At 64.5% G+C, this 22,056-nt stretch carries 20 protein-coding genes; 12 read left to right on the top strand and 8 right to left on the bottom strand.

Translation table 11 applies throughout. The features are described from left to right. Window positions 1-142: 142 nt before the first annotated feature. From DPM35_RS27670 to DPM35_RS27655, 4 genes are all read left to right on the top strand, one after another. The gene (locus DPM35_RS27670) at window positions 143-1,156 is read left to right on the top strand and encodes a LacI family DNA-binding transcriptional regulator (RefSeq protein WP_112130349.1); all 1,014 of its coding nucleotides are present in this window, start codon (window positions 143-145) and stop codon (window positions 1,154-1,156) included. Continuing rightward, the gene (locus DPM35_RS27665; RefSeq protein ID WP_112130348.1) at window positions 1,153-2,670 is read left to right on the top strand and encodes a sugar ABC transporter ATP-binding protein; all 1,518 of its coding nucleotides are present in this window, start codon (window positions 1,153-1,155) and stop codon (window positions 2,668-2,670) included. The genes DPM35_RS27670 and DPM35_RS27665 overlap by 4 nt, the downstream gene beginning before the upstream one ends. Continuing rightward, a complete protein-coding gene (locus DPM35_RS27660) occupies window positions 2,670-3,731 on the top strand; it encodes an ABC transporter permease (protein ID WP_112130347.1) in 1,062 nt (353 codons plus the stop codon). Before DPM35_RS27665 ends, DPM35_RS27660 begins: the two co-directional genes overlap by 1 nt. Before the next feature lie 74 nt (window positions 3,732-3,805). Further along, complete coding sequence (locus DPM35_RS27655) at window positions 3,806-4,792, top strand: substrate-binding domain-containing protein (RefSeq protein ID WP_112130346.1); 987 nt, start codon at window positions 3,806-3,808, stop codon at window positions 4,790-4,792. 194 nt (window positions 4,793-4,986) lie between these two features. Here DPM35_RS27655 and DPM35_RS27650 read toward each other — a convergent pair whose 3' ends face one another. Next, complete coding sequence (locus DPM35_RS27650) at window positions 4,987-5,577, bottom strand: TetR/AcrR family transcriptional regulator (protein ID WP_112130345.1); 591 nt, start codon at window positions 5,575-5,577, stop codon at window positions 4,987-4,989. Between the two features lie 83 nt (window positions 5,578-5,660). Between DPM35_RS27650 and DPM35_RS27645 the strand changes: the two genes are divergently transcribed. Then, the gene (locus tag DPM35_RS27645) at window positions 5,661-6,527 is read left to right on the top strand and encodes a crotonase/enoyl-CoA hydratase family protein (RefSeq protein ID WP_112130344.1); all 867 of its coding nucleotides are present in this window, start codon (window positions 5,661-5,663) and stop codon (window positions 6,525-6,527) included. 111 nt (window positions 6,528-6,638) lie between these two features. Here the strand turns inward: DPM35_RS27645 and DPM35_RS27640 are convergent, their stop codons facing one another. From DPM35_RS27640 to DPM35_RS27620, 5 genes are all read right to left on the bottom strand, one after another. Further along, on the bottom strand, window positions 6,639-7,724 hold the full coding sequence (locus DPM35_RS27640) for an HPP family protein (protein WP_112130343.1): 1,086 nt from the start codon (window positions 7,722-7,724) through the stop codon (window positions 6,639-6,641). A gap of 364 nt (window positions 7,725-8,088) precedes the next feature. After that, window positions 8,089-8,397 carry a cupredoxin domain-containing protein gene (locus DPM35_RS27635; protein WP_112130342.1) on the bottom strand — a complete coding sequence of 103 codons (309 nt, stop codon included), beginning with the start codon at window positions 8,395-8,397 and terminating at the stop codon, window positions 8,089-8,091. Next, the gene (locus DPM35_RS27630; protein WP_112130609.1) at window positions 8,394-8,918 is read right to left on the bottom strand and encodes a DUF4142 domain-containing protein; all 525 of its coding nucleotides are present in this window, start codon (window positions 8,916-8,918) and stop codon (window positions 8,394-8,396) included. The genes DPM35_RS27635 and DPM35_RS27630 overlap by 4 nt, the downstream gene beginning before the upstream one ends. A gap of 98 nt (window positions 8,919-9,016) precedes the next feature. Next, window positions 9,017-9,700 (bottom strand): RNA polymerase sigma factor, encoded by a 684-nt coding sequence (locus tag DPM35_RS27625; RefSeq protein ID WP_112130341.1) that lies wholly within the window; start codon window positions 9,698-9,700, stop codon window positions 9,017-9,019. A gap of 143 nt (window positions 9,701-9,843) precedes the next feature. Beyond that, on the bottom strand, window positions 9,844-11,016 hold the full coding sequence (locus DPM35_RS27620; protein WP_112130340.1) for a cystathionine beta-lyase: 1,173 nt from the start codon (window positions 11,014-11,016) through the stop codon (window positions 9,844-9,846). A gap of 481 nt (window positions 11,017-11,497) precedes the next feature. Between DPM35_RS27620 and DPM35_RS27615 the strand changes: the two genes are divergently transcribed. The 5 genes from DPM35_RS27615 to DPM35_RS27595 all read left to right on the top strand — a co-directional run bounded on the left by DPM35_RS27615 (window position 11,498) and on the right by DPM35_RS27595 (window position 16,550). After that, window positions 11,498-12,526 carry an amino acid ABC transporter substrate-binding protein gene (locus DPM35_RS27615; RefSeq protein WP_112130339.1) on the top strand — a complete coding sequence of 343 codons (1,029 nt, stop codon included), beginning with the start codon at window positions 11,498-11,500 and terminating at the stop codon, window positions 12,524-12,526. A 62-nt stretch (window positions 12,527-12,588) separates the two neighbouring features. Further along, window positions 12,589-13,776, top strand: a complete 1,188-nt coding sequence (locus tag DPM35_RS27610) for an amino acid ABC transporter permease (RefSeq protein WP_112130338.1) — start codon at window positions 12,589-12,591, stop codon at window positions 13,774-13,776. A gap of 4 nt (window positions 13,777-13,780) precedes the next feature. Beyond that, window positions 13,781-14,938, top strand: a complete 1,158-nt coding sequence (locus DPM35_RS27605) for an amino acid ABC transporter permease (RefSeq protein WP_112130337.1) — start codon at window positions 13,781-13,783, stop codon at window positions 14,936-14,938. A gap of 69 nt (window positions 14,939-15,007) precedes the next feature. Continuing rightward, entirely contained in the window at window positions 15,008-15,811 is an 804-nt protein-coding gene (locus DPM35_RS27600) for an amino acid ABC transporter ATP-binding protein (protein WP_112130336.1), read from the top strand. Between the two features lie 73 nt (window positions 15,812-15,884). Further along, a complete protein-coding gene (locus DPM35_RS27595) occupies window positions 15,885-16,550 on the top strand; it encodes a TIGR02117 family protein (RefSeq protein WP_112130335.1) in 666 nt (221 codons plus the stop codon). A gap of 30 nt (window positions 16,551-16,580) precedes the next feature. Here the strand turns inward: DPM35_RS27595 and DPM35_RS27590 are convergent, their stop codons facing one another. Both DPM35_RS27590 and DPM35_RS27585 read right to left on the bottom strand, forming a co-directional pair. Then, the gene (locus tag DPM35_RS27590; protein WP_112130334.1) at window positions 16,581-17,816 is read right to left on the bottom strand and encodes an FAD-dependent monooxygenase; all 1,236 of its coding nucleotides are present in this window, start codon (window positions 17,814-17,816) and stop codon (window positions 16,581-16,583) included. Window positions 17,817-17,829: 13 nt separating this feature from the next. Further along, window positions 17,830-18,075 (bottom strand): zinc-finger domain-containing protein, encoded by a 246-nt coding sequence (locus DPM35_RS27585; RefSeq protein ID WP_027169907.1) that lies wholly within the window; start codon window positions 18,073-18,075, stop codon window positions 17,830-17,832. 247 nt (window positions 18,076-18,322) lie between these two features. On the opposite strand from DPM35_RS27585, the gene DPM35_RS27575 reads away from it, so the two are divergent. Both DPM35_RS27575 and ppx read left to right on the top strand, forming a co-directional pair. Further along, entirely contained in the window at window positions 18,323-20,518 is a 2,196-nt protein-coding gene (locus DPM35_RS27575; protein WP_112130332.1) for an RNA degradosome polyphosphate kinase, read from the top strand. Next, on the top strand, window positions 20,515-22,050 hold the full coding sequence (gene ppx / locus DPM35_RS27570) for an exopolyphosphatase (RefSeq protein ID WP_112130331.1): 1,536 nt from the start codon (window positions 20,515-20,517) through the stop codon (window positions 22,048-22,050). Before DPM35_RS27575 ends, ppx begins: the two co-directional genes overlap by 4 nt. The last annotated feature ends 6 nt before the right edge of the window (window positions 22,051-22,056 follow it).

The raw sequence follows: 22,056 nt of genomic DNA, 5'->3' as shown, positions 1-22,056 counted from the left end.
AGCTCGAAGATATTCTGCGCAAAGTCATCGAAACGATTGCGCAAACGTTTCGATCTCTATGGTTCGTTCAGATCCGCCGGAGAGCGGACGGGAAACGCGAGATTAGGGAGGGAGCGCTTGCGAGCACTCCGCACGAGCCGCCATGCCGACCATGGCTGAGGTCGCGCGCCGCGCCGGCGTCTCGGTTTCGACCGTCTCGCATGTTGTCAACCGCACGCGTTTCGTCTCGCCCGAAAAGGCGCAGCTCATCAACGATGCCATTGCCGCCATGGGCTATCAGCCCAATGAGCTGGCGCGCTCACTGAAAGTCGCCTCGACCAACAGCGTCGGGCTCGCCATTTCGGCCATCTCCAATCCCTACTTCACCGATATCATCTGCGCGGTCGAGGCAGAATGCGCGCGCCTTGGCCTGATGGTGTTCCTGTCGGATACGCAGGAAGACCCGGACCGCGAGCTTCAGGTCGTGCGCGCCTTCCACCAGCGCCGCGTCGACGGCGTCATCCTGGCGCCGTCCGGCTCGCCCGAGCGCGCGATCGCCTATCTCGCCGACAAGAAGCTGCCTTGCGTCTTGATCGACCGCTTCGCCGACGACCGCTTCGACCAGATCGGTGTCGAGAACGAGACGGCGATGCGGGCATTGATCGACCATGTCGCATCCTTCGGCCACCGGCGCATCGGCTACATCGCCGGCCAGCCGGGCCTCGCCACCACGCGCGAGCGCGTCGACGCGTTCCACGCCTCGCTCGCCGCCAATGGACTTGAATGCCTGCCGCACTATGTCTCGCCGGAGAATGTCGACACGGCGAGCGCCACGGCATCGACGCATGCGATCCTGTCGCTGCCCGCGCCGCCCACCGCATTGGTCACCGGCAACAACATGACGACGATCGGGGCAGTCCGCGCTATCCGCGAGAAAGGTCTTTCGATCCCGCGCGACCTCTCGCTTGTCGGCTTCGACGATTTCGAATGGGCCGACTGCTTCGAGCCCAGGCTGACGCTGGTCGAACAGCCTTGCACCGAGATCGGCCGCCAGGCGGCAACGCTGCTCAGCGAGCGCATCGCATCCAGCCATGCCCCGCCACGCGCTGTGCGGCTTAAAGCGACGCTGCAGGCCCGCGAATCCTGCGCGAGGCCGGTCAACAGGAGGTCGATATGAGCGCGCCGCTGCTTTCCGTCACCGGCGCCGTAAAGCGTTTCGGCGGCGTGCAGGCGTTGCGCGGCGTCGACTTCGATCTGAAGGCTGGCGAGATCCACGCGTTGCTCGGCGAGAACGGTGCCGGCAAGTCGACGCTGATGAACCTTTTGTCCGGCGTCTACACGCCGGACGAGGGCGAGATCCACATTGACGGCAAGTCGGTCACCTTCAACAACCCACGCGAGGCGCAGGCCGCCGGCATCGCCACCATCTTCCAGGAACTCGATCTCGTGCCCTCGCTCGATGTCGCGGCGAACCTCTTCCTCGGTCGCGAGCTGATGCGGCAGGGCGCCGTGCTCGACGTGCCTGCGATGCGTCGTGAGGCCAAGCGGCGGCTTGAGGCGATCGACCTCGCCATCGACCCGGCGCGCCTTGTCGCTGACCTATCGATCGGTCAGCGCCAGGTGGTGGCGATCGTCAAGGCGCTGTCTTATGCGTCCCGCGTGTTGATCATGGACGAACCGACGGCGGCGCTTACCGTCGGCGAGGTCGAACGTCTGTTCGAGATCATGAGGAAGCTTGCCGCCTCGGGCGTCGGCATCATCTACATATCGCACCGGCTGGAGGAAGTGCCTGAGATCGCCGATCGCGTGACGGTGATGCGCGACGGCCGTGTCGCCGGCATCACTGAGCCGCACGCGCCCCAGGCCGAACTGGTGCGCCTGCTGGTCGGGCGGCCGCTGGACGAGCTCTATCCCGAACGCGCCAGGAGCGCCGGCAAGCCACTGCTCACCCTTAGGGATGCCAGCTTCCGGCTCGTCCGGGAAAGCGCCGGTTGGCAGCCTCCGACTGGCGTCTCGCTCGAGGTCAGGGAAGGCGAGATCGTCGGCCTGGCCGGGATCATGGGGGCGGGGCGCACCGAACTGCTCTCCGCGCTTTACGGCACGGGCCTCGCTGGCCGCTGGCAGGGCGAGGTGGCGGTCGACGGCAAGCCGGTGAGGCTCGATTCCATTAACGCCGCGCGCAAGGCCGGCATCGCCTTCGTCACCGACGACCGGCGCGGCAGCGGCCTGATGTTACGCATGGCTGTCGGCCTTAATCTGGTGATGTCAGTGATCCGTCGCATATCGCCGGCCGGACTAATGTCGCCGCGCCGCCAGGCCGAGGCGGTGGCGCGGTCGTTCGGCCAGTTCGATATCCGCCCGAAAAACCCGGATATCGCCGTCGGAGCGCTGTCGGGCGGCAACCAGCAGAAGGTCGTGCTGGCCAAGGAAATCCTCGGCAACCCGCGCCTGCTCCTGCTGGACGAGCCGACCCGCGGCGTCGATGTCGGCGCCAAGGGCGAGATCTATGCGAGGCTCAGAGCACTTGCCGCGCAAGGGCTGGGTATTCTGGTCGCATCGAGCGAGATGCCGGAGCTGATCGGACTCTGCGACCGCATCGTGGTCCTGCGTCAGGGGCGCAATGTGGCGGAATTCAACGGCGGCGTCGACGAGCACACTGTGCTTGCCGCGGCTAACGGCAGGGAGGCCTGATGTCGGACCAGAAGATTTCGGTGGCGGCCAACCCGGCGGTTCCAGCCACGGCAGCGCCCAGACATCGCGTCGACCCACTGGCCATTGTCGTGCGTTTTCAGAGCCTGATAGGCCTGGTGCTGGTGGCGATCGGCGGCGTCATCTTCTCGCCCCGGCGCCACGGCGAGATATTGTTTCTCAACCCCGACAACATCGCCAATATCGTGCGCGCAGTGTCCGAGACCGGTATCATCGCCATCGGCATGACCTTCGTCATCATCACCGCCGGCATCGACCTTTCGGTCGGCGCGGTGCTCGGGCTTTCCAGCGTCGTCACCGCCTCGATGATGATCTCCGGCGGTTTCGGGCTAATCCCGACCATCCTCGCCGTGCTCGTCATGGGCATCGTCTTCGGCGTCGTACAGGGCACGATCTCCTCCCGCTTCCGTCTGGAGCCGTTCATCGTCACACTGGCCGGCCTGCAGGCGGCACGCGGCCTGGCGCTGATCGTGTCCGGCAACCAGTATATCAACATTTCCTATGGCGACGGCCCGGGCCTGGCGCCGCCGGTCTTCGCGGTGCTGGGCGAGCGGCTGTTCGACAACACCGTGCCGGTGGCGACCATCGTCTTCATCATCTTCGCCGCGATTGCCACGCTGTTGCTCAACACCACGCGCTTCGGCCGCTACGTTTATGCCGTCGGCGGCAACGACCGCGCCGCCCGCATTTCCGGCGTGCCTGTGTCCATGGTGAGGATTTCGGTCTACGCCATCACCGGCTTTGCCTCGGCACTTGCGGGCATCGTCCATGCCGGCCAGTTCAATTTCGGCAGTGCCAACGATGGTATGGGCTATGAACTGACGGCCATCGCGGCCGTCGTCATCGGCGGCACAAGTCTGTTCGGCGGCGCCGGCTCCATGGTCGGCACCGTCGCCGGCACCATCATGCTCGGCGCTTTGGCCAACATCCTTCAACTCAACAACATCACCCCCGCCACGCAACTGCTCGCGACCGCCGCGATCATCGTGCTGGCGGCAGTGCTTCAATCCCTCGTTCGCCGCCGCGAGGGATTGGGTCGATAGGCGAGTCGGCGGCAGCGTCCCGAAAGAGCAACCAAAGGTCTGGCACCTCGAGCCGGACAAGGAGGAGACTGAGCATGAGAACCACACTGAGAGGATCGCGCGTCCTTCGGGCCGCGCTGCTGGCCGGTGCCGGCCTTTGCATCGCCGGCGTGGCCCAGGCGGCCGAGCCGCTGGTGAAGGCCTGCGCCAAGGACGGCCAGTTCGTCATCGGCTTTTCACAGGCCAACAATGCCGAGCCCTATCGACAGCACGTCAACGACGAGCTGACGGCGGCGGCCAAGGAAGTGCCGGGCTTCACGCTGCAGATCGCCGACGGTGCCGGCAACGTCAACACGCAGACGTCCCAGGTCGACAATTTCATCACCCAGAAGGTCGACGTCCTGCTGATCTCGCCCTTCGAGGCCGCTCCGCTGACGCCAGCCGTCAAGCGCGCCATGGATGCCGGCATTCCGGTGATCGAGCTCGACCGCAAGACGGTGGGCGATCCCGGCAAAGACTACACTGCCTTCATCGGCGGCGACAACTTCAAGATCGCCGAGGAAGCCGGCAAGTTCACGGCGACGAAGCTGTTGCCCGACGGCGGCGAGGCGGCGGTGCTGGAAGGCCTGCCGAGCTCGACACCGGCGGTGGAGCGTCTCAACGGCTTCAAGGAAGGCGTGAAGGCGAACTCAAAGATCCAGATCGTCGCCGAGCAGGCCGCCGACTGGGTTCCGGATAAAGCCCAGACCGCCTTTGCCGCGATGCTTCAGGCGCATCCCGACATCAAGGTCCTCTATGCCTCGAACGACATGATGGCGGCGGGCGCGCTGCTGGCCGCCAAGGGTGCCGGCAAAGACGTCAAAATCATTGGCACCGACGGCCTGCCTGGGCCGGCCGGCGGCATCGAGGCGGTGGCCAAGGGCGATTGGGCGGCGACCTTCACTTACCCAACCGGCGCCAAGGAAGCGATCGAGATGTCGAAGAAGATCCTGCTCGACTGCGCGACATCGGTGGATGCGACGGTGACTGTTGATACAACCGCCATCACTTCGGAGAATGCCAAGCAGTTGGCGGGGAAGTAACCGCCGACCCCTACAATGGAAGTATTGCGACAAGGCCCTCGCGGGCCTTGTTTTTTACGAGCGGTCAAGTCGCCTCGCAGCTAAGGTCGGCCTGCCGCTGACGCTGGTGACGCTTCTCGCCGGCACCGCCTGGCTGGCCTTGTCCTGAAGAGGCTGCCCTCGGACGCTTCGATCGACGCGCCGGGAGCTACGATTTAAGCTGCGTGTTTGCCTGCCATCCTAGCCCGTATCAGCGTCGCGGCGGCATGTCCGGCGGCATTGACGTAGTCGGGATTGTGATGGATCAGCATGCTGGAAAAGGCGCCGTCCATCAAAAGCACGATCTCGCGCGCCAGCATCTTGGCCTGGGCGACATCGTGGCTTGAAAGCGCGCCGGCCAGCCATTTCTCGAAATTGGTCTTGTGGCGTGCTCCAGCCTTCACCGCCGGATGTCCCGGCATCGCCGCCAGCTCGGCCGCCGTGCGCAGGAAGCCGCAGCCCTTCCATCTGGGATGGCGGGCAACCCGCGCCAGGTTGGTGAAGATCGCCTCGACCTTTTTGTCCGCGCCGCCCTCCGCCGCGTCGAACCAGCCCGCCATCTGCTCGAGATTAGGCTGGTCGCGCCCATCGAGATAGGCCGCGATCAGATCGTCCTTGCTCTTGAAATGGTAGTAGAGCGTGCGCTTGGTAAGTCCTGCCTTTTCGGCCACGGCGTCGACGCTGACGCGGCCTATGCCTTCGGCATAGAAAAGCTTGGTCGCCGCGTCGACAAGGCGTTTTCGCGTGGGATTGGTCCTTTCGCTCATCGCGCAAGTATACCGACTAGTGAATATACAAGCAACCGAAAGCCTGCTCCTTATCCCGCCGAACCACCGGAAAGGAAAAAGCCATGACCGACCTTCTACTGAGCGAGACGCGTGACGGCGTTGCGATCCTCACTCTCAACCGCCCCGACAAGCTGAACGCGCTGAATTACGCGCTGATCGACCGGCTGCTGTCGCGCCTCGACCTGATCGAGACGGATGATGACGTGCGCGCCATCATCCTCACAGGGGCAGGGGAGCGCGCCTTTTCAGCCGGCGGCGATATCCACGAATTCTCGTTGAGCGTGGCCGAGGGCACCGATGCCGCGCTGCGCGATTTCGTCATGCGCGGCCAGCGTCTGACGGCGCGGCTGGAAGCGTTCCGCAAGCCGGTGATCGCCGCTGTCAACGGTCTCGCCTTTGGCGGCGGTTGCGAGATCACGGAGGCGGTGCCGCTGGCCGTCGCCAGCGAGCGCGCCTTGTTCGCCAAGCCGGAGATCAAGCTTGCCATGCCGCCGACTTTCGGCGGCACGCAGCGCCTGCCGCGGCTGGCCGGCCGCAAGCGTGCGCTGGAGCTGCTGTTGACCGGCGATACATTTTCGGCCGGACGCGCCGCCGAGCTTGGCCTGGTCAACCAGGTCGTGCCGCACGAAGAGCTGATGCGAGCGGCCTTTGATCTTGCTCGCCGCATCGTCGGTCATTCGCAGACGGCGGTCGCCAGCGTCCTCACAGCGGTGGCGCGCGGCATCAACTCGAGCATCGCGGAAGGCTTGCTGGTGGAGGCCGAGCAATTCGCCCGCGTGGCCCCAACTGCGGACCTGCGCGAAGGCTTGAGCGCCTGGATCGAGCGGAGGCAGGCGGTCTATGACAATTCATGGGCGCATGTCGCCCGGCCGGACAAGGCCGCGCGCGCCACGCGCCGTCTCGGCCGGGCGGCTGGCTTGCCTGCCTGATGCCTTGCCTGAAGCGGCTCGACGTTCACGAAAGCGCCGAACCGCTCCATCTCCTTGTTTTTTGCGCAATTCCAGACGGAAAACCGTGTCACACTTTTCCTGGGATTGCTCCTAGGCCACCGCTTTCGACGGCGCCTCGCCCGCCAGCTGCACGCGAGCGGCCGCCGCCAGCAGGTCGGTCTGCGTGATCAACCCGAGTATATGCCGGCCGCCATCGACGATCACCGCCGCATGACTGCGCCCGTCGGTCAGCGCCGGCAGCAGGCTCATCGCCGGCATGTCGGGCAAGGCGGTGCTTGCTTTCGACATCACTCCTCCCACCGTGTCGGTCGGTCTCGTCAGCTCGCGCAGGCCGATTGCACCGGTGAGCCGTCCTTCCGCGTCGACGACCGGCAAGGTGCGGATGTTGTGGTCGATCAAAAGGTTGCGCGCCTCGTCGGCTGAAGCCGTCTCCGGCACCGAGATCACATCGCGGGACATGATGTCTCGGCAAAGCAGCGTGCGTTGCGAGCGCACCATCGCCTGCAGCTCGACCTGGCGCAGCAGGCGCTCCAGGTCATCACGGTCGATGTCGAAGGTTTCGTCGAGCGCCGAGAGCGCCGCATCGACGTCCTCGGGCCGGAAGCCGACGCGCTCGGCCGGCGGCCGGTCGGTTGTTCCGTGGCCACTGGCGGCGGGTTGATGCACATGGGGATAGTTGCGGCGCGACAGCTTGTGGAAGAGGAAACCGAGCGCGACCAGGATGGTTGAATTCAGCGCCACCGGCACGAAGGGAAACAGGAAACCGGCCGCGGCAACCGCCGGCCCTCCGAGCACGCCGGTAAGCGCGGCGGCGCCGCCTGGCGGATGCAATGATCGCGTGAACGACATGGCGGCGATCGCCAGCGCCACTGCAAGGCCGGAGGCGATCACCGTGTCATGCACAAAATGCGCCACCGTCACCCCGACCAGCGCCGAAATCGTGTTGCCGCCGATGATCGACCAGGGCTGCGCCAGCGGGCTCGACGGCACGGCAAAAAGCAGCACCGCGGACGCGCCCATCGGCGCCACCAGCATCGCAACATCCGCGCCTTTGCCCATCACCAATCCGCTGATCACGCCGGTCAGCGCGATACCGATCACGGCGCCGATGCAGGCAAGCAGCCGTTCGCGAAGCGTCGCGCCGGCAAGGATTGGAACAAAGAGGCGGGACGCCATGGCAGGCCTTGGTCGAATGGGTGGAATTGCGTTGCTCGCAATGACGCTGAAGTCACGGATTTGGAAGCCAAACCAATCCGTGTATTCGCAGCTGGAGAGAATATTATTGCGCGTCGCGCTGCGCAGGACATGCCATCAGCGGCCCGGGCTTTGTCAATCGCGTCAAGGCGTTACGATGGTTTGTGGTATCGGCTGCGCAACTCGCCGGAATGTCCCCGCTTCGGCTAGGGGTGCATTGGCGCAGTATAGCGGCGGGCCGCGGCCGGCAGGGCGGGTTGCGCGCCGGCATTCGGAAGATTGCCGCCAGGCAAGCGAGACGCCGCGTGCGCCTCGCTCTCCCAGCGCCAGGCAGGGGGGCAGCAGGTTAAGGGGTCACCTCGATACGGCCCTTCATATTCGGATGGAAGCGGCAGAAATAGTCGACCGCTCCTGCCGTCTTCAGCGTGACCCTGCCCTTCGACTTTGCCGGGATCATCACATCCCAGCCGCCTTTGACCGTCGCGGTGTGGGCATACACGTCCCGGTTCGTCCATTCGATCGTGTCGCCGACCTTGGCCTGAACGCTTGCCGGCGAAAAGACCAGCTTGTCGATCGTCACCTCGATGGTCGCCGCGAAACCTGGCGATGCGCCCAGCGCCAACGCCAGTGCGGAGCCAAGAAGCGGCGGCCTCATTTCAGCATGCCGGCGACATGTTCGGCATGCTGCTCATGCCCCTGGAAGATCTTGAGCCCGGTCTCCAGCAGGCTCTTCAGCTCGGCATTGCTTGCCGACGGGATAAGCAGAGTTTCGAGCGCGGCGTCGACCTGCTTGTGATAGGCCACTTCGTTCTCGATGTAAGCCTTGTCGAAGTCGGCACCCTTGAGCTTCGCCAGCTTGGCGCGCTCTTCTTTTGCGGCTTTGGCCAGCGCCTTGCTGGTGTCATTGTCCTCGGGCGTGACCTTCAGCTTCTTCACCAGGTCAAGCGCTTGGTTGTTCACCGCCTCATGGTCGCGCTCCATGTCCTTGGCGAAGTCGACGACCTCCTTGTTCTTGGATTTCTTGATCGCCAGCTTGGCCGCCTCGATGTCGATCGAGCCGGCCGTATAGGCGATGTGGGCGATCTGCGGGTCGGTGGGCTTTTCGGCGGCTGGTGCCGGTGGCGCGGCGCTTACGAAGAAAAGGGCGGCTAGGGCGGCGGTCGGTCGCGTGAACATGGCATCTCCTTCGCCCGTCGGCGTGGCCTCGGGCTTCATCTTGTGTTGACTGCCATTGGATGCGGGCGAGAACGAAACGTTCCCGGGAAAGACCAAGATCAGGGCTCGAATCCCAGCCTTCCCATCACCGCCCGGGTCAGCCGCTCGCAGCGCCGGCCGGCGAAGGGGAAGGCGTCGAGCAGCACCGGGCCGATCTCGTCGTCCAGCGCCTTGCGCACCAGGCTGCGCGCCCGGTGCAGCCTGGTTTTCACCGTCTCCGGCCGGATGCCCAGAAGGTCGGCTGTTTCCTCGATGCTGAGGCCCTCGATGACACGGGCGACGAAAACACCGCGATAGGCATCGGGAAGGCTGTCGGTCGCCCGTTCGACAAGCCCGAGGATCTGCCGCTGCGCCATTGTCCGCTCCGGATCGTCGCTTGGATTCAGGGGAAACGGGATGATCCGCGCCTCCGGGTTCTCGGGCATCGCCACGACGCGCCTGCGCTTGCGCAGCCGGCCGAGCGCCTCGTTGATGACGATGCGCGACAGCCAGGTCGAAAGCGAGGCCTCGCCGCGAAAGGCGTCGAGACTGGCGAAGGCGCGCATATAAGCCTCCTGCACGATATCCTCGGCCTCGGCGTCGTTGCGCACCACGCCGCGTGCGATGCGATAGAGCCGCTGGTTGTGCGTCTTGATGATGGCGCGGACCGCAGCTGGATCGCGCGCAAGGGCCCGGCGCACCAGCGCCATGTCGCCGGCCTCGGTCTCGCCAATCCCGGCGGCTTCAATAGCAGGCCTTCTCATCTCGCTCCGATCTCCCCACAGTGCATCCGGAATTTGATGCGCCTGCCGGCAAAAGGTTCCCGAGTTGATTGCGGCGCTATGCTGTCGCTTCGGCCAAGACGTGTCTGCCGCTGCAAGTGTGGCGGCGTCCGCCGGTCGGCCTGTCAGCCGGCGGCGGCCGCCGCGGCCAGCCCACGCGCGATGTCGGCTTTGAGATCTTCGACATCCTCAAGGCCAATCTGCAGGCGGATCAGCGAACCGGCATACGAACCCTTGGCAAGCGTGCGGTCGCCGAGGTGGACCGGCACGGCGAGGCTCTCATAGCCGCCCCAGGAATAGCCGAGGCCGAAGATCTTGAGCGCGTCGAGGAAGGCGTGTTGGGCCTTCTGGCCGCCACCGTCGAGCACGATCGAGAAGACGCCGCTCGAGCCGCAGAAATCGCGCTTCCAGAGCGCATGGTCGGGATGGCTTTCCAGCGCCGGGTGCAGCACCTGCGCGACCCCCGCCTGCTCCTCCAGCCAGCGCGCGATATCGAGCGCGGACTTGCGGTGATGTTCGAGCCGCACGCCCATCGTGCGCAGGCCGCGCAGCACCTGGTAGATGTCGTCGGGTCCCGAACAGCAGCCGAGCGTGCAGAAGCCATCAAAGAGCTGCTTCCAATGGGTCTCGTTGGCCGACACCGTGCCAAGCAGCACGTCGGAATGGCCGGCCGGATATTTCGTCGCCGCATGGATCGAGATGTCGACGCCGTGGTCGAGCGGCTTGAAATAGAGCGGCGTCGCCCAGGTGTTGTCCATCATCACGATCGCGCCGGCTTCATGCGCCGCCTTCGCGATCGCCGGTATGTCCTGGACCTCATAGGTGTTCGATCCCGGCGATTCGGTGAACACCACCCTGGTGTTGGGCCTGATCAGCGAAGAAATGCCGGCGCCGATGCGCGGGTCGTAATACTCGACCTCGACGCCAAGCCGCTTCAGCATCGTATCGGCGAACTGGCGCGTCGGGTGGTAGACGCTGTCGACGATCAGCAGATGGTCGCCGGCGGCGAGGAAGGCGAGCAGCGGCACCGTCACCGCCGCCAGTCCCGAAGGCACCGCGATGGTGCCGGCCGAGCCTTCCAGTGCGTCGACGGCGAGCGTGAGCGCATCCATAGTCGGCGTGCCGCGCGTGCCGTAAGTGTATTTCTGGCTGCGTCCGGCCATCGAGGCGGCATCGGGGTAAAGCACCGTGGAGGCGTGCACGACCGGCGGGTTGACGAAGCCGAAATAGTCGCGCGGGTTGTTGCCGGAATGGGCAAGCAGTGTGTTGGTACCGATTTGGATGCCGTCTTTAGCCATGGGTCGTCGCCAGCCAATTGATGTAAGGGGTCGAATGTCAGGGGATCAGCCATAAAGCGGCGGCCAAGCCTGCGCAACCGCGCCAGGCCCGCCAAAAGCCGGTCTTCGGCTGGGCCAATCCTGGCCCGCCCGCGCCCAATAAAGCACCGCTATTGCCGAAGCGGATTCCGCCGTCGGCTCCTGGGTTCGCGCTGCCGGAACTTGGCTGATTTATTCGCATCGCCTGCCGGTTTCATGGTGCTCCTGTCTGCATTTCAGGCATTTGCGGCAATTGCTTTTCAAACGCGTCGCAATTCGGTCATTTCCCTTGACCTCACAGGAATAATCGCCTTCGATGCGCTTCGTGAATGGGAGGCAGCGCATCGGCAATCGATGCGGGTCCGGGAGTGGGCCTTGAAGTGGGAGCTGCATTCACAAACGAAAAAAGATCAAGCGTCGCCTGGCAGCAGGGGCGCCTGTAACAGAAAAGGGTATGTGGGTCATGAAACACATTGCAATCGGCATTCTTGGCGCCGCCGCGCTCGGGTTCATGGCGTCCGCCGCTTCGGCAGGCACGCTCGATACCGTGAAGCAGAAGGGCTTTCTTCAGTGCGGCGTCTCGACCGGTCTCGCCGGCTTTTCGGCGCCGGACGACAAGGGTGACTGGAAAGGCATCGACGCGGACTTCTGTCGCGCCGTTGCGGCCGCCGTTTTCGGTGACGCCTCCAAGGTCAAGTTCACGCCGCTCAGCGCCAAGGAGCGTTTCACCGCGCTGCAGTCGGGCGAGATCGACCTCCTGTCGCGCAACACCACCTGGACCAGCAACCGCGACAGCGCGCTCGGCCTCGATTTCGTCGGCGTCACCTACTATGACGGCCAGGGCTTCATGATCAACGCCAAGAAGCTGCCGGGCGTGAACTCCGCGTTGCAGCTTTCGGGCGCCGCCGTCTGCGTGCAGAGCGGCACCACGACCGAGCTCAACCTCGCCGACTACTTCAAGAAGAACAAGATGGAATACAATCCCGTCGTGTTCGAGAAGCTGGAAGAGGTCAACGCCGCCTATGACGCCGGCCGCTGCGATGCTTACACCACCGACCAGTCCGGCCTTTATGGCATCCGCCTGACGCTGTCCTCGCCGGCCGACCATGTCGTGCTTCCCGAGATCATCTCCAAGGAGCCGCTCGGCCCGGCCGTGCGCCAGGGCGACGACCAGTGGGCGCATATCGCACGCTGGACCTATTTCGCGCTGCTCAACGCCGAGGAAGCCGGCATCACCCAGGCGAATGTCGAGGAGATGAAGACCTCGACCGACCCGAACATCCAGCGCCTTCTCGGCACCGAGCCGGACGGCAAGTACGGCGCCGATCTCGGCCTTTCCAACGACTGGGTCGTGAACATCGTCAAGGCTGTCGGCAACTATGGTGAAATGTTCGAGCGCAATGTCGGCTCGGGCAGCCCGCTCAAGATCGCCCGCGGCATCAACGCGCTGTGGACCAAGGGCGGCCTGCAATACGGCCCGCCGATCCGCTGATTGAAACGTGATCCGGGAGGCAGGTCGTCTGCCTCCCGGTTTCTCTTTCCAGGGGACGGTCCATGGCTTCGCAGGAAATCCTTCGCGAGGAGCCGAGCCGCGGCTCCTTCATCAATGACCCGAGAATACGCAGCCTGTTCTTTCAGACGCTGGTTGTGATCCTTCTGTTCAGCTCGATCTGGTGGATCGTCCACAACGTCATCGAAAACCTCCAGCGCCTGCACATTGCCTCAGGCTTCGGCTTCCTGAAGAGCAGGGCCGGCTTCGACATCTCCGACACGCCAATCGCCTACACGTCCGACTCGACCTATTTCCGCGCGCTGGTCGTCGGTTTGCTCAATACGATCATCATTGCCGTCGCAGGCATCGTGCTTGCCACTGTCGTCGGCTTCCTCATCGGCATAGGCCGCCTGTCGCAGAACTGGCTGATCCGCAAGATCTGCACGATCTATGTCGAGGTCTTCCGCAACATTCCGCCGCTGCTGGTCATCTTCTTCTGGTATTCCGGCGTGCTCGCCGTGCTGCCGCCGCCGCGCGAGAGCATCCATCTGCCCCTCGGCTCCTTCCTCAACCAGCGCGGCTTCTATCTGCCGCGCGCCGTCTGGGGAGATGGTTCCTGGCTGATCGGCGTCGCATTGCTGCTCGCCATCGCGATGGCCTGGTTCGTCGCCCACAGGGCGCGGCAGCGGCAGCGGGCAACCGGCCAGCAATTCCCGGTGTTCTGGACGTCGGTCGCCCTCATCATCGGCCTGCCGATGCTTGCCTTCCTGCTCGGCGGCATGCCGCTCACCTTCGATTTCCCGAAGCAGTCGACCTTCAACCTGACCGGCGGCTTCTGGATCAAGCCGGAGTTCCTGTCGCTGCTGCTGGCGCTGTCTTTTTACACCGCGGCCTTCATCGCCGAGATCGTGCGCGCCGGCATCAGGGGCGTCAGCAAGGGCCAGACCGAGGCGGCAGCGGCACTTGGCCTTCGCTCCGCTCCGATCCTGCGGCTGGTGGTGATCCCGCAGGCAATGCGCATCGTCATCCCGCCGCTCACCAGCCAGTATCTCAACCTGACCAAGAACTCATCGCTGGCCATTGCCATCGGTTATCCCGATCTGACAGCCACCGCCGGCACCGTGCTGAACCAGACCGGGCAGGCGGTGGAGGGCGTGTTCATCATGATGATCGCCTATCTGGTGCTGAGTCTCGTGACGTCCTTTGTCATGAACATCGTCAACGCCAGAATGGCACTGGTGGAGAGGTAGGGTCATGCAGGAACACGACATGTCCTGGGTGCGCACCGAGATGGCGCTGGCGCAGCCGGCGCCGCCTACCGAACGCGGCGCCTATGCCTGGGTGCGCAAGAACCTGATCGGTTCGGTCGGCGACACCATCCTCACGGTGCTGGGCATCGCCATCGTGCTTTGGGTCTTGCCGCAAATCATCAACTGGGCCTTCATCAACGCCGTTTGGACCGGCCCGGACCGCACGGTATGCACGACCGCTTCGCAAGGCGGCATCCAGCCCGACGGTTGGACCGGCGCCTGCTGGGCCTTCGTCAACGCCAAGTTCGGCCAGTTCATGTTCGGCACCTATCCCATCGAGGAGCGCTGGCGGCCGATTCTGGTCGCCGTCCTGTTCGTCGCGCTGCTGGTGCCGATGCTGATCCCGCGCGTGCCGCGCAAGGGACTGAACGCGCTTCTGCTCTTCGTGGCGCTGCCGATCGTCGCCTTCTTCCTGCTGGTCGGCGGCGTGTTCGGCCTGCCGCATGTCGAAACCCCGCGTTGGGGCGGGCTGCTGGTCACGCTCAGCCTGTCCTTCGTCGGCATTGCCGTGTCGCTGCCGATGGGCATTGTGCTGGCGCTCGGTCGGCGTTCGAAGATGCCGATCATCAAATGGCTATGCGTCGTCTTCATCGAGACGGTGCGCGGCATTCCGCTGATCACGGTCCTGTTCTTCGCCAGCGTCATGCTGCCGCTGTTCCTGCCGGAAGGCGTCAGCTTCGACAAATACCTGCGGGCCCTGATCGGTGTCTCGCTGTTTGCCGCCGCCTATATGGCGGAAGTGGTGCGCGGCGGCCTGCAGGCGATCCCGAAGGGCCAGTATGAAGGCGCCGACTCGCTCGGCCTCGGCTATTGGCAGAAGATGGGCCTGATCGTGCTGCCGCAGGCGCTGAAGCTGGTCATCCCCGGCATCGTCAACACCTTCATCGGCATGCTCAAGGATACCAGCCTGGTCCTGATCATCTCGATGTTCGACCTGCTCGGCGTGGTGAAGCAGAATTTCGCCGACCCGAATTGGGCGACGCCGCAGACCCCGAAGTCCGGCCTGATCTTTGCCGCCTTTGTTTTCTGGCTGTTGTGCTTCGGCATGTCGCGCTATTCAATGTACACCGAACGCCGGCTCGACACCGGCTACAAACGCTGATGCATGTCGCCCAAAACCGTGGAGTGGTTTTGGGACATGCATCAAGAACAACGATAAGGGGAATTGGCCATGGCCACCGAAAACGCCGTCAGCGCGGAAGACCTGAAGGTCGATGCCAAGAAGATGCACATCTCGACCACCGATGTCGCCATCGACATTGTCGGCATGCACAAATGGTATGGCGAGTTCCATGTGCTGAAGGACATCAACCTCAAGGTGATGCGCGGCGAGCGCATCGTCATTTGCGGTCCGTCCGGCTCCGGCAAGTCGACCATGATCCGCTGCATCAACCGGCTGGAAGAGCATCAGAAGGGCAAGATCATCGTCGACGGCAAGGAACTCACCAACGACCTGAAGAAGATCGACGAGGTGCGCCGCGAGGTCGGCATGGTGTTCCAGCATTTCAACCTGTTCCCGCATCTGACCATCCTGGAAAACTGCACGCTGGCGCCGATCTGGGTGCGCAAGATGCCGAAGAAGCAGGCCGAGGAAATCGCCATGCATTTCCTCAAGCGCGTCAAGATCCCGGAACAGGCCAACAAATATCCGGGCCAGCTCTCCGGCGGCCAGCAGCAGCGTGTGGCGATCGCGCGCTCGCTGTGCATGAATCCGCGCATCATGCTGTTCGACGAGCCGACCTCGGCGCTCGATCCCGAGATGATCAAGGAAGTGCTGGAGACGATGGTGGGTCTGGCGGAAGAGGGCATGACGATGCTGTGCGTCACCCACGAGATGGGCTTTGCCCGCAAGGTCGCCAACCGGGTGATCTTCATGGATCAGGGCCAGATCGTCGAGCAGAACACGCCGGCCGAGTTCTTCGATCATCCGCGCCATGAGCGGACGAAGCTGTTCCTCAGCCAGATCCTGCACTGAGCGGCCACGGCATGGATCCTCGGGTCAAGCCCGAGGATGACGAAATCACGAGGCGACCGACTTATCGCGCCCGATGAGAAGAGCGCTGCGATACCTTGCGATGCTGGTCGCAGCGGTGGCACTCGCCGTCGCGCTCGGCGCGCTGGTGCCGCGCCCGCTCTGGCCTGCGATAGCCGAAGGCGAGGGGACGCGGCACATCCTTGTCCTGAAGAACCCGATCCATACCGACATCGCCGTGCCCCTCGACGATGGCGTGCGCCGGCGCTTCGCCTTTCTGGCCGATGCCGGTCTGCCGATGGATGTCCCGGATGCACGCTACATCGTCTTCGGCTGGGGCGGTCGCGCCTTCTACCTGGAGACGCCGACGTGGTCGCAATTGAAGGCCGTGCCGGTTCTGAAAGCGCTGACGCTCGATGCCTCGGTGATGCATGTCGATGTCGCCGGCGCGATCAAGGACCCTCATCCGGATGTCGCTGGCTTCGACATCGGCGAGGCGCATTTCGTGGCGTTGCTCGACTATATCGCTGCGAGTTTCCGGCAGGGGCCGAATGGACCCATGGTGGTCGAGAACTCGGGTTATTCAACCTATGACCGTTTCTACGAAGCCGACGGCCATTTCAACGCGCTGGTCGGCTGCAACACCTGGACGGCGGCGGGACTGCGCACCGCCGGCCTCCGCACCGGCTGGTGGAACCCGATCCCGGTATCGCTGTGGTGGTCATTGAGGCTGTACGATTGACGGCCGCTTTCAGAGATCTGCGGACGCCTCCTACCGCCGCACCACCTTCCGCTCCTCCCACCCGTAGAGCCAGTCCAGATCCGCCGCGAGCTTTTCCGCAGGCCGCGTCGCCAGCACCAGATTGCGGGCGACCGCCACCGGTCCCCAGGCGTGCCAGGCGAGGCGATTGAGCGCGCCGCGCTTGAGTACCCTTTCGACGCGCGGCCGCCTGAGATTTTCCCAGACGGCGAGGCTGTGGGCCGGATCGCCGGGAAAGTCGGCGACCAGATTGGCGAGCATCGAGGCATCTTCGATCCCCATGGCCGCGCCCTGCGCCGCGAACGGTGTCATGGCATGCGCGGCGTCGCCGATCAGCGCGATGCCTTGCGGGATCGCCCAGCGCTGTTGCTGCACAGTGTGCATTGGAAACGCCGTCCATGGCCCCGCCAGCGCGACGAGCCTTGCGAGCATCGCCGCGGTACCACGCATGGCATTGGACAGGATGGCCGGGTCGGCATGGCCCGACCAGCCTTCCGCGATGCGTTCGCCTCTGGTGAAGGCGGCTAGGTTGACGGTGCGGCCCTTGCTCACCGGGTAGGCGACCAAATGGAAGCCGGGATGCAGAAAGGTTGTGACGCAGCCCGCCGCGCCGATCTCGGCAAAAGCCTGCCCGGCAGGGCTGTCGACCGCCACCGTGGCGCGCCAGGCCAGTCTGCCCGAGAAGCGGCTTTTCGTGAAGGCGGGGTCCCGGGCCGCAAGCTGCGTGCGAACCGTCGACCAGACGCCATCGGCTCCCACCAGCAGGCCGGCTGCAACCGGCATGGTTTTGCCGTCGATCTCGACCGTCGCGGTCACGCTTGCCGGGTCGGCGGCAATGCCTGTCAACCGCGCGCCGGTAACGAGCTCGATATCGGGCCGATCCGCCACTTCCTCCGTCAGGGCCGCCTGCAGGTCGGCGCGGTGCGCCACCAGATAGGGCGCGCCCCAGCGCTGCTCGGCCGCCTGTCCAAGCGGCACGCGCGCCAGCTCGCGCAGGCTTCTGGCATCCTTCAACACCACCGCTTCGGGCCGGACCGCGTTGGGCAACAGGCGGTCCAGTGCGCCAAGCCGGCGCAGGATGCGGGTCGCATTCGGAGACAGCTGGAGGCCCGAGCCGGCCGCTTGGAGCTGCTTGGCCTGCTCGAACAGTTTCACCGGCAAGCCGCGGGCTGCAAAGGCGAGCGCTGCCGTCAGCCCGGCGATGCCTGCCCCGGCTATGACGATTTGCCGGGACCGTGCTTCAGTCATGTTTGGAAAAGGCTCAGGCAGCCTGATCGACATAGAGGCAGCCGGCCGGCTGCGTTTCCGTCGCCTTCAGCGACGGCGAATAGCGGTAAAGCGTCGAGCAGTAGGGGCAGACTTTTTCATTGTCGTCGCCCATGTCGAGGAACACATGCGGATGATCGAAGGGCGGGTTGGCGCCGGTGCACATGAATTCCTTGACGCCGATCTCGATGACCGGATGGCCCGCGTCGTTCTGGAAATGAGGAATGCTACCGCCTGCCATCGTCGTCTCCAATCGGGTTCGGCCAGTGGGTGTGACCCGCCTGCATCTGGAGCATAACATGCCAGTTTGCAAGATCGATGAAATCAAACTGTCGCAAAAGGCTGGCAGAGGATAAGTTGAGCCGGTTAAGCGCGTGAGGCCGGGCACGGAGCGATTCCGTGACGCTCATGCGTCACAAAGAGATGTTAGGGCGCCGCCGGACGGCAATGCGGCGCTCCCAGGGACGGTTGCGGCAGAGCGGGAAACCATGAACGAACTGAAGCCGGTGCAGAGCGAGTTCATTACCGTCGAGGCGGCGAGCCCGGATGGCGGCAATCCCGACCGTTTCGTCAACCGCGAGTTTTCCTGGCTGCAGTTCAACCGGCGCGTGCTGGAAGAGTCGCTCAACGAGCATCATCCGCTGCTCGAGCGCGTGCGCTTCCTGTCGATCTCGGCCGCCAATCTCGACGAGTTCTTCATGGTTCGCGTCGCCGGCCTTGCAGGCCAGGTGCGTGAGGGGATCGCGCTGAAAAGCCCGGACGGCCGAACCCCCGAGCAGCAGCTCGAACAGCTGCTGCGCGAGGTCGAGCGCCTGCAGGAGGACCAGCAGAAGAGCCTCTCGGTGCTGATGACCCTGCTCAACAAGGAAGGCATCGAAAGCATCACCCGTGACGCGCTGACCAAGGATGAGAAGACCTGGCTGGAAGAGCATTTCCAGGAACAGGTCTTTCCGGTGCTGACGCCGCTGTCGATCGATCCGGCGCACCCGTTTCCCTTCATCCCCAATCTCGGCTTTTCCATCGCCTTGCAATTGCGCCACCGCAAGAATGGCGAGGAGATGAGCGCGCTCTTGCGCCTGCCGGTGGCGCTCAGGCGCTTCATCCGCCTGCCGGACCGCAAGCGCCATGTGCGCTTCATCCCGCTGGAGGAGGCGGTCGGCATCTATATCGGCAAGCTGTTCCCCGGCTATGAGGTCAAGGGCTCGGGCACGTTCCGCATCATCCGCGACAGCGACATCGAGGTGGAGGAAGAATCGGAGGACCTCGTGCGCCTGTTCGAAACGGCGCTGAAGCGGCGTCGCCGCGGTTCCGTGATCCGCATCGAATTCGACACGCTGATGCCGGCCGAACTGCGCGATTTCGTCGCCGGCGAGCTTGGCGTCTCTGCGAGCCGCATCAGCGTGCTCACCGGTCCGCTGGCGCTCAACCAGATTTCCGAGATCGTCGCCATTCCACGCGACGACCTGAAGTTCACGCCCTACAATCCACGATTCCCCGAGCGCATTCGCGAGCATGGCGGCGACTGCCTGGCCGCCATCCGCGAGAAGGACATCATCGTCCACCACCCCTACGAATCCTTCGACGTGGTGGTGCAGTTCCTGCGCCAGGCCGCCGCCGACCCGGAAGTGGTGGCGATCAAGCAGACGCTCTACCGCACCTCGAACGACAGCCCGATCGTGCGCGCGCTGATCGACGCCGCCGAGGCCGGCAAGTCGGTGACCGCGCTGGTCGAGCTGAAGGCGCGCTTCGATGAGGAGGCCAACATCCGCTGGGCGCGCGACCTCGAACGCGCCGGCGTCCAGGTCGTGTTCGGCTTCCTGGAGCTGAAGACGCACGCCAAGATGTCGCTCGTCGTGCGCCGCGAGGACGGCCGGTTGCGCAATTACGTCCATCTCGGCACCGGCAACTACCATCCGGTCACCGCCCGCATCTACACCGATCTGTCCTTCTTCACCACCGATCCGACGATCGCGCGCGATGTCGCGCAGATCTTCAACTTCATCACCGGCTATGCCGAACCGGCCGAGGAGATGCGCCTTGCCGTGTCGCCCTTCACGCTGCGCAACCGCATCCTGAGGCACATCGCCGAGGAAGTCGTCCATGCGCGCGAAGGACGGCCGGCGCGCATCTGGATGAAGATGAACGCGCTGGTCGACCCGACCGTCATCGACGCGCTCTACGACGCCAGCCGCGCCGGGGTCGAGGTCGACCTCGTCGTGCGCGGCATCTGCTGCCTGAGGCCGCAAGTGCCGGGTCTCTCGGAGAACATCAGGGTGAAATCGATCGTGGGCCGCTTCCTCGAACACAGCCGCATCTACTGTTTCGGCAACGGCTACGGCCTGCCGTCGGACGAGGCGGTCGTCTACATCTCGTCCGCCGACATGATGCCGCGCAATCTCGACCGCCGCGTCGAGACCCTGGTGCCGATCACCAATCCAACTGTGCATGAACAGGTGCTCGGTCAGATCATGCTGGGCAACATCATGGACAACCAGCAAAGTTTCGACGTATTGGCTGACGGCACCTCCCGGCGCGTCGTGCTGGAGGAAGGCGAGGAGCCGTTCAACGCGCAGGAATATTTCATGACCAATCCGAGCCTCTCCGGACGGGGTGACGCGCTGAAATCGCATGCGCCCAAGCGCATCGCCCAGTTCAAACGCCGCAAGAAGAACAGCGCCGCGTGATTGCAGTTTCCCAAGGCCGGCTTCAGGACCGGCAACCGCTGTCGATCATCGACATAGGGTCGAACTCGATCCGCCTTGTCGTCTATGAAGGGCTGGCGCGCTCGCCCTCGCTGCTGTTCAACGAGAAGATGCTGGCAGGGCTGGGCCGCGGCATCGTTTCGACGGGCAAGCTCGACCCCGAAGCTGTGACGCGCTCGATGGAGGAGTTCCGCCGCTTTCGCGCGCTGTCGGATCAGGCCGGCGCCGAGCACATTTATGTGCTGGCCACCGCCGCCGCGCGCGAGGCGGTCAACGGTCCCGATTTCATCCACCGCGCCGAGGAGGTGCTGAAGACCGAGATCCGCGTGCTCACCGGCCGCCAGGAAGCCTATTATTCGGCGCTTGGCGTCATTTCCGGCTTCCATCCGGCCAATGGCATCGCCGGTGACCTTGGCGGCGGCAGCCTCGAGCTGATCGACATCAACCGAGAGGCGATCGGCGAGGGCATCACGCTGCCGCTCGGCGGCCTGCGCCTGCAGGACATGGCGAAGAACTCGTTGGTGCAGGCGCAGAAGATCGCGCGCCAGGAACTGGCGCGGGCAAAGCTGCTCAAGGGCGGGCAGGGCAGGGTCTTCTATGCCGTTGGCGGCACCTGGCGAAACCTTGCCAGGCTGCACATGGAGATGACCAACTACCCGCTCGGCGTCATGCATCACTACGAGATTTCGGCCGACAGCGCGCAGACCTTCCTCAGGCAGGTGGCCAAGGGCGAGGTCGAGAAGGTGAGGGGCATCGAGGGCGTTTCCAAGAACCGCCGCTCGCTGCTGCCCTACGGCGCCGTCGTGCTGCAGGAGATCATGTCGGCGATGCAGCCTTCGAAGATCGTCGTCTCGGCGCAGGGCGTGCGCGAAGGTTTCCTCTATTCGCTGCTCGACGCGGAGGAGCAGAAGGCCGACCCGCTGATCTCGGCGGCCGAGGAATTGGCGCTGCTGCGCTCGCGCTCGGTCCACCACGCGCATGACCTGGTCGAATGGACCGGCAGGGCATTCAAGGCCTTCGGCATCGACGAGACGGAAGACGAAACGCGCTACCGCCATGCCGCTTGCCTGCTCGCCGATATCGGCTGGCGCGCGCATCCGGAATATCGCGGCAGGCAGTCGCTCAACATCATCGCGCATGCCTCCTTCATCGGCGTCGACCACCCCGGCCGCGCCTATCTCGCCCTGGCCAACGCCTATCGCCATGACGGCATCTTCAACGACGGCATCGCGCCCGAGATCAAGGCGCTTGCGCCGCCGCGCCTTCTGGAACGCGCCCGCGTGCTCGCGGCCATGATGCGCGTCGTCTATTTGCTGACGGCGGCGATGCCGGGCGTCATGCCGAGGCTCAAATGGGAAAGCCGCGGCAACGGCGCACTGGCGCTGGTGCTGCCGGCCTCGCTTTCTGATCTCTACGGTGAGCGCCCTGCCGGACGGCTGGCGCAACTTGCGCGCATCACCAACCGCCGCCTGGTGCTGGCGGTGGAGGGCGGGCCAAGTGTCTCGGTAAAATAGAGCGTT

Source organism: Mesorhizobium atlanticum (assembly GCF_003289965.1).
Classification (GTDB): Bacteria; Pseudomonadota; Alphaproteobacteria; order Rhizobiales; family Rhizobiaceae; genus Mesorhizobium; species Mesorhizobium atlanticum.
The sequence above is the reverse complement of the archived record's forward strand: the minus strand, read 5'-3'. Positions and strand labels throughout refer to the sequence as shown.

Excerpts from the sequence above, each read along its gene's own strand:
- DPM35_RS27575 (WP_112130332.1), top strand. The coding sequence starts at position 18,323 with ATGAACGAACTGAAGCCGGTGCAGAGCGAGTTCATTACCGTCGAGGCG.
- DPM35_RS27590 (WP_112130334.1), bottom strand. The coding sequence starts at position 17,816 with ATGACTGAAGCACGGTCCCGGCAAATCGTCATAGCCGGGGCAGGCATC.
- DPM35_RS27640 (WP_112130343.1), bottom strand. The coding sequence starts at position 7,724 with ATGGCGTCCCGCCTCTTTGTTCCAATCCTTGCCGGCGCGACGCTTCGC.
- DPM35_RS27625 (WP_112130341.1), bottom strand. The coding sequence starts at position 9,700 with ATGAGAAGGCCTGCTATTGAAGCCGCCGGGATTGGCGAGACCGAGGCC.
- DPM35_RS27605 (WP_112130337.1), top strand. The coding sequence starts at position 13,781 with ATGCAGGAACACGACATGTCCTGGGTGCGCACCGAGATGGCGCTGGCG.
- DPM35_RS27630 (WP_112130609.1), bottom strand. The coding sequence starts at position 8,918 with ATGTTCACGCGACCGACCGCCGCCCTAGCCGCCCTTTTCTTCGTAAGC.
- DPM35_RS27635 (WP_112130342.1), bottom strand. The coding sequence starts at position 8,397 with ATGAGGCCGCCGCTTCTTGGCTCCGCACTGGCGTTGGCGCTGGGCGCA.
- DPM35_RS27595 (WP_112130335.1), top strand. The coding sequence starts at position 15,885 with ATGAGAAGAGCGCTGCGATACCTTGCGATGCTGGTCGCAGCGGTGGCA.
- DPM35_RS27650 (WP_112130345.1), bottom strand. The coding sequence starts at position 5,577 with ATGAGCGAAAGGACCAATCCCACGCGAAAACGCCTTGTCGACGCGGCG.
- DPM35_RS27655 (WP_112130346.1), top strand. The coding sequence starts at position 3,806 with ATGAGAACCACACTGAGAGGATCGCGCGTCCTTCGGGCCGCGCTGCTG.
- DPM35_RS27610 (WP_112130338.1), top strand. The coding sequence starts at position 12,589 with ATGGCTTCGCAGGAAATCCTTCGCGAGGAGCCGAGCCGCGGCTCCTTC.
- DPM35_RS27585 (WP_027169907.1), bottom strand. The coding sequence starts at position 18,075 with ATGGCAGGCGGTAGCATTCCTCATTTCCAGAACGACGCGGGCCATCCG.
- DPM35_RS27670 (WP_112130349.1), top strand. The coding sequence starts at position 143 with ATGCCGACCATGGCTGAGGTCGCGCGCCGCGCCGGCGTCTCGGTTTCG.
- DPM35_RS27615 (WP_112130339.1), top strand. The coding sequence starts at position 11,498 with ATGAAACACATTGCAATCGGCATTCTTGGCGCCGCCGCGCTCGGGTTC.
- DPM35_RS27645 (WP_112130344.1), top strand. The coding sequence starts at position 5,661 with ATGACCGACCTTCTACTGAGCGAGACGCGTGACGGCGTTGCGATCCTC.
- DPM35_RS27620 (WP_112130340.1), bottom strand. The coding sequence starts at position 11,016 with ATGGCTAAAGACGGCATCCAAATCGGTACCAACACACTGCTTGCCCAT.
- DPM35_RS27660 (WP_112130347.1), top strand. The coding sequence starts at position 2,670 with ATGTCGGACCAGAAGATTTCGGTGGCGGCCAACCCGGCGGTTCCAGCC.
- DPM35_RS27600 (WP_112130336.1), top strand. The coding sequence starts at position 15,008 with ATGGCCACCGAAAACGCCGTCAGCGCGGAAGACCTGAAGGTCGATGCC.
- DPM35_RS27665 (WP_112130348.1), top strand. The coding sequence starts at position 1,153 with ATGAGCGCGCCGCTGCTTTCCGTCACCGGCGCCGTAAAGCGTTTCGGC.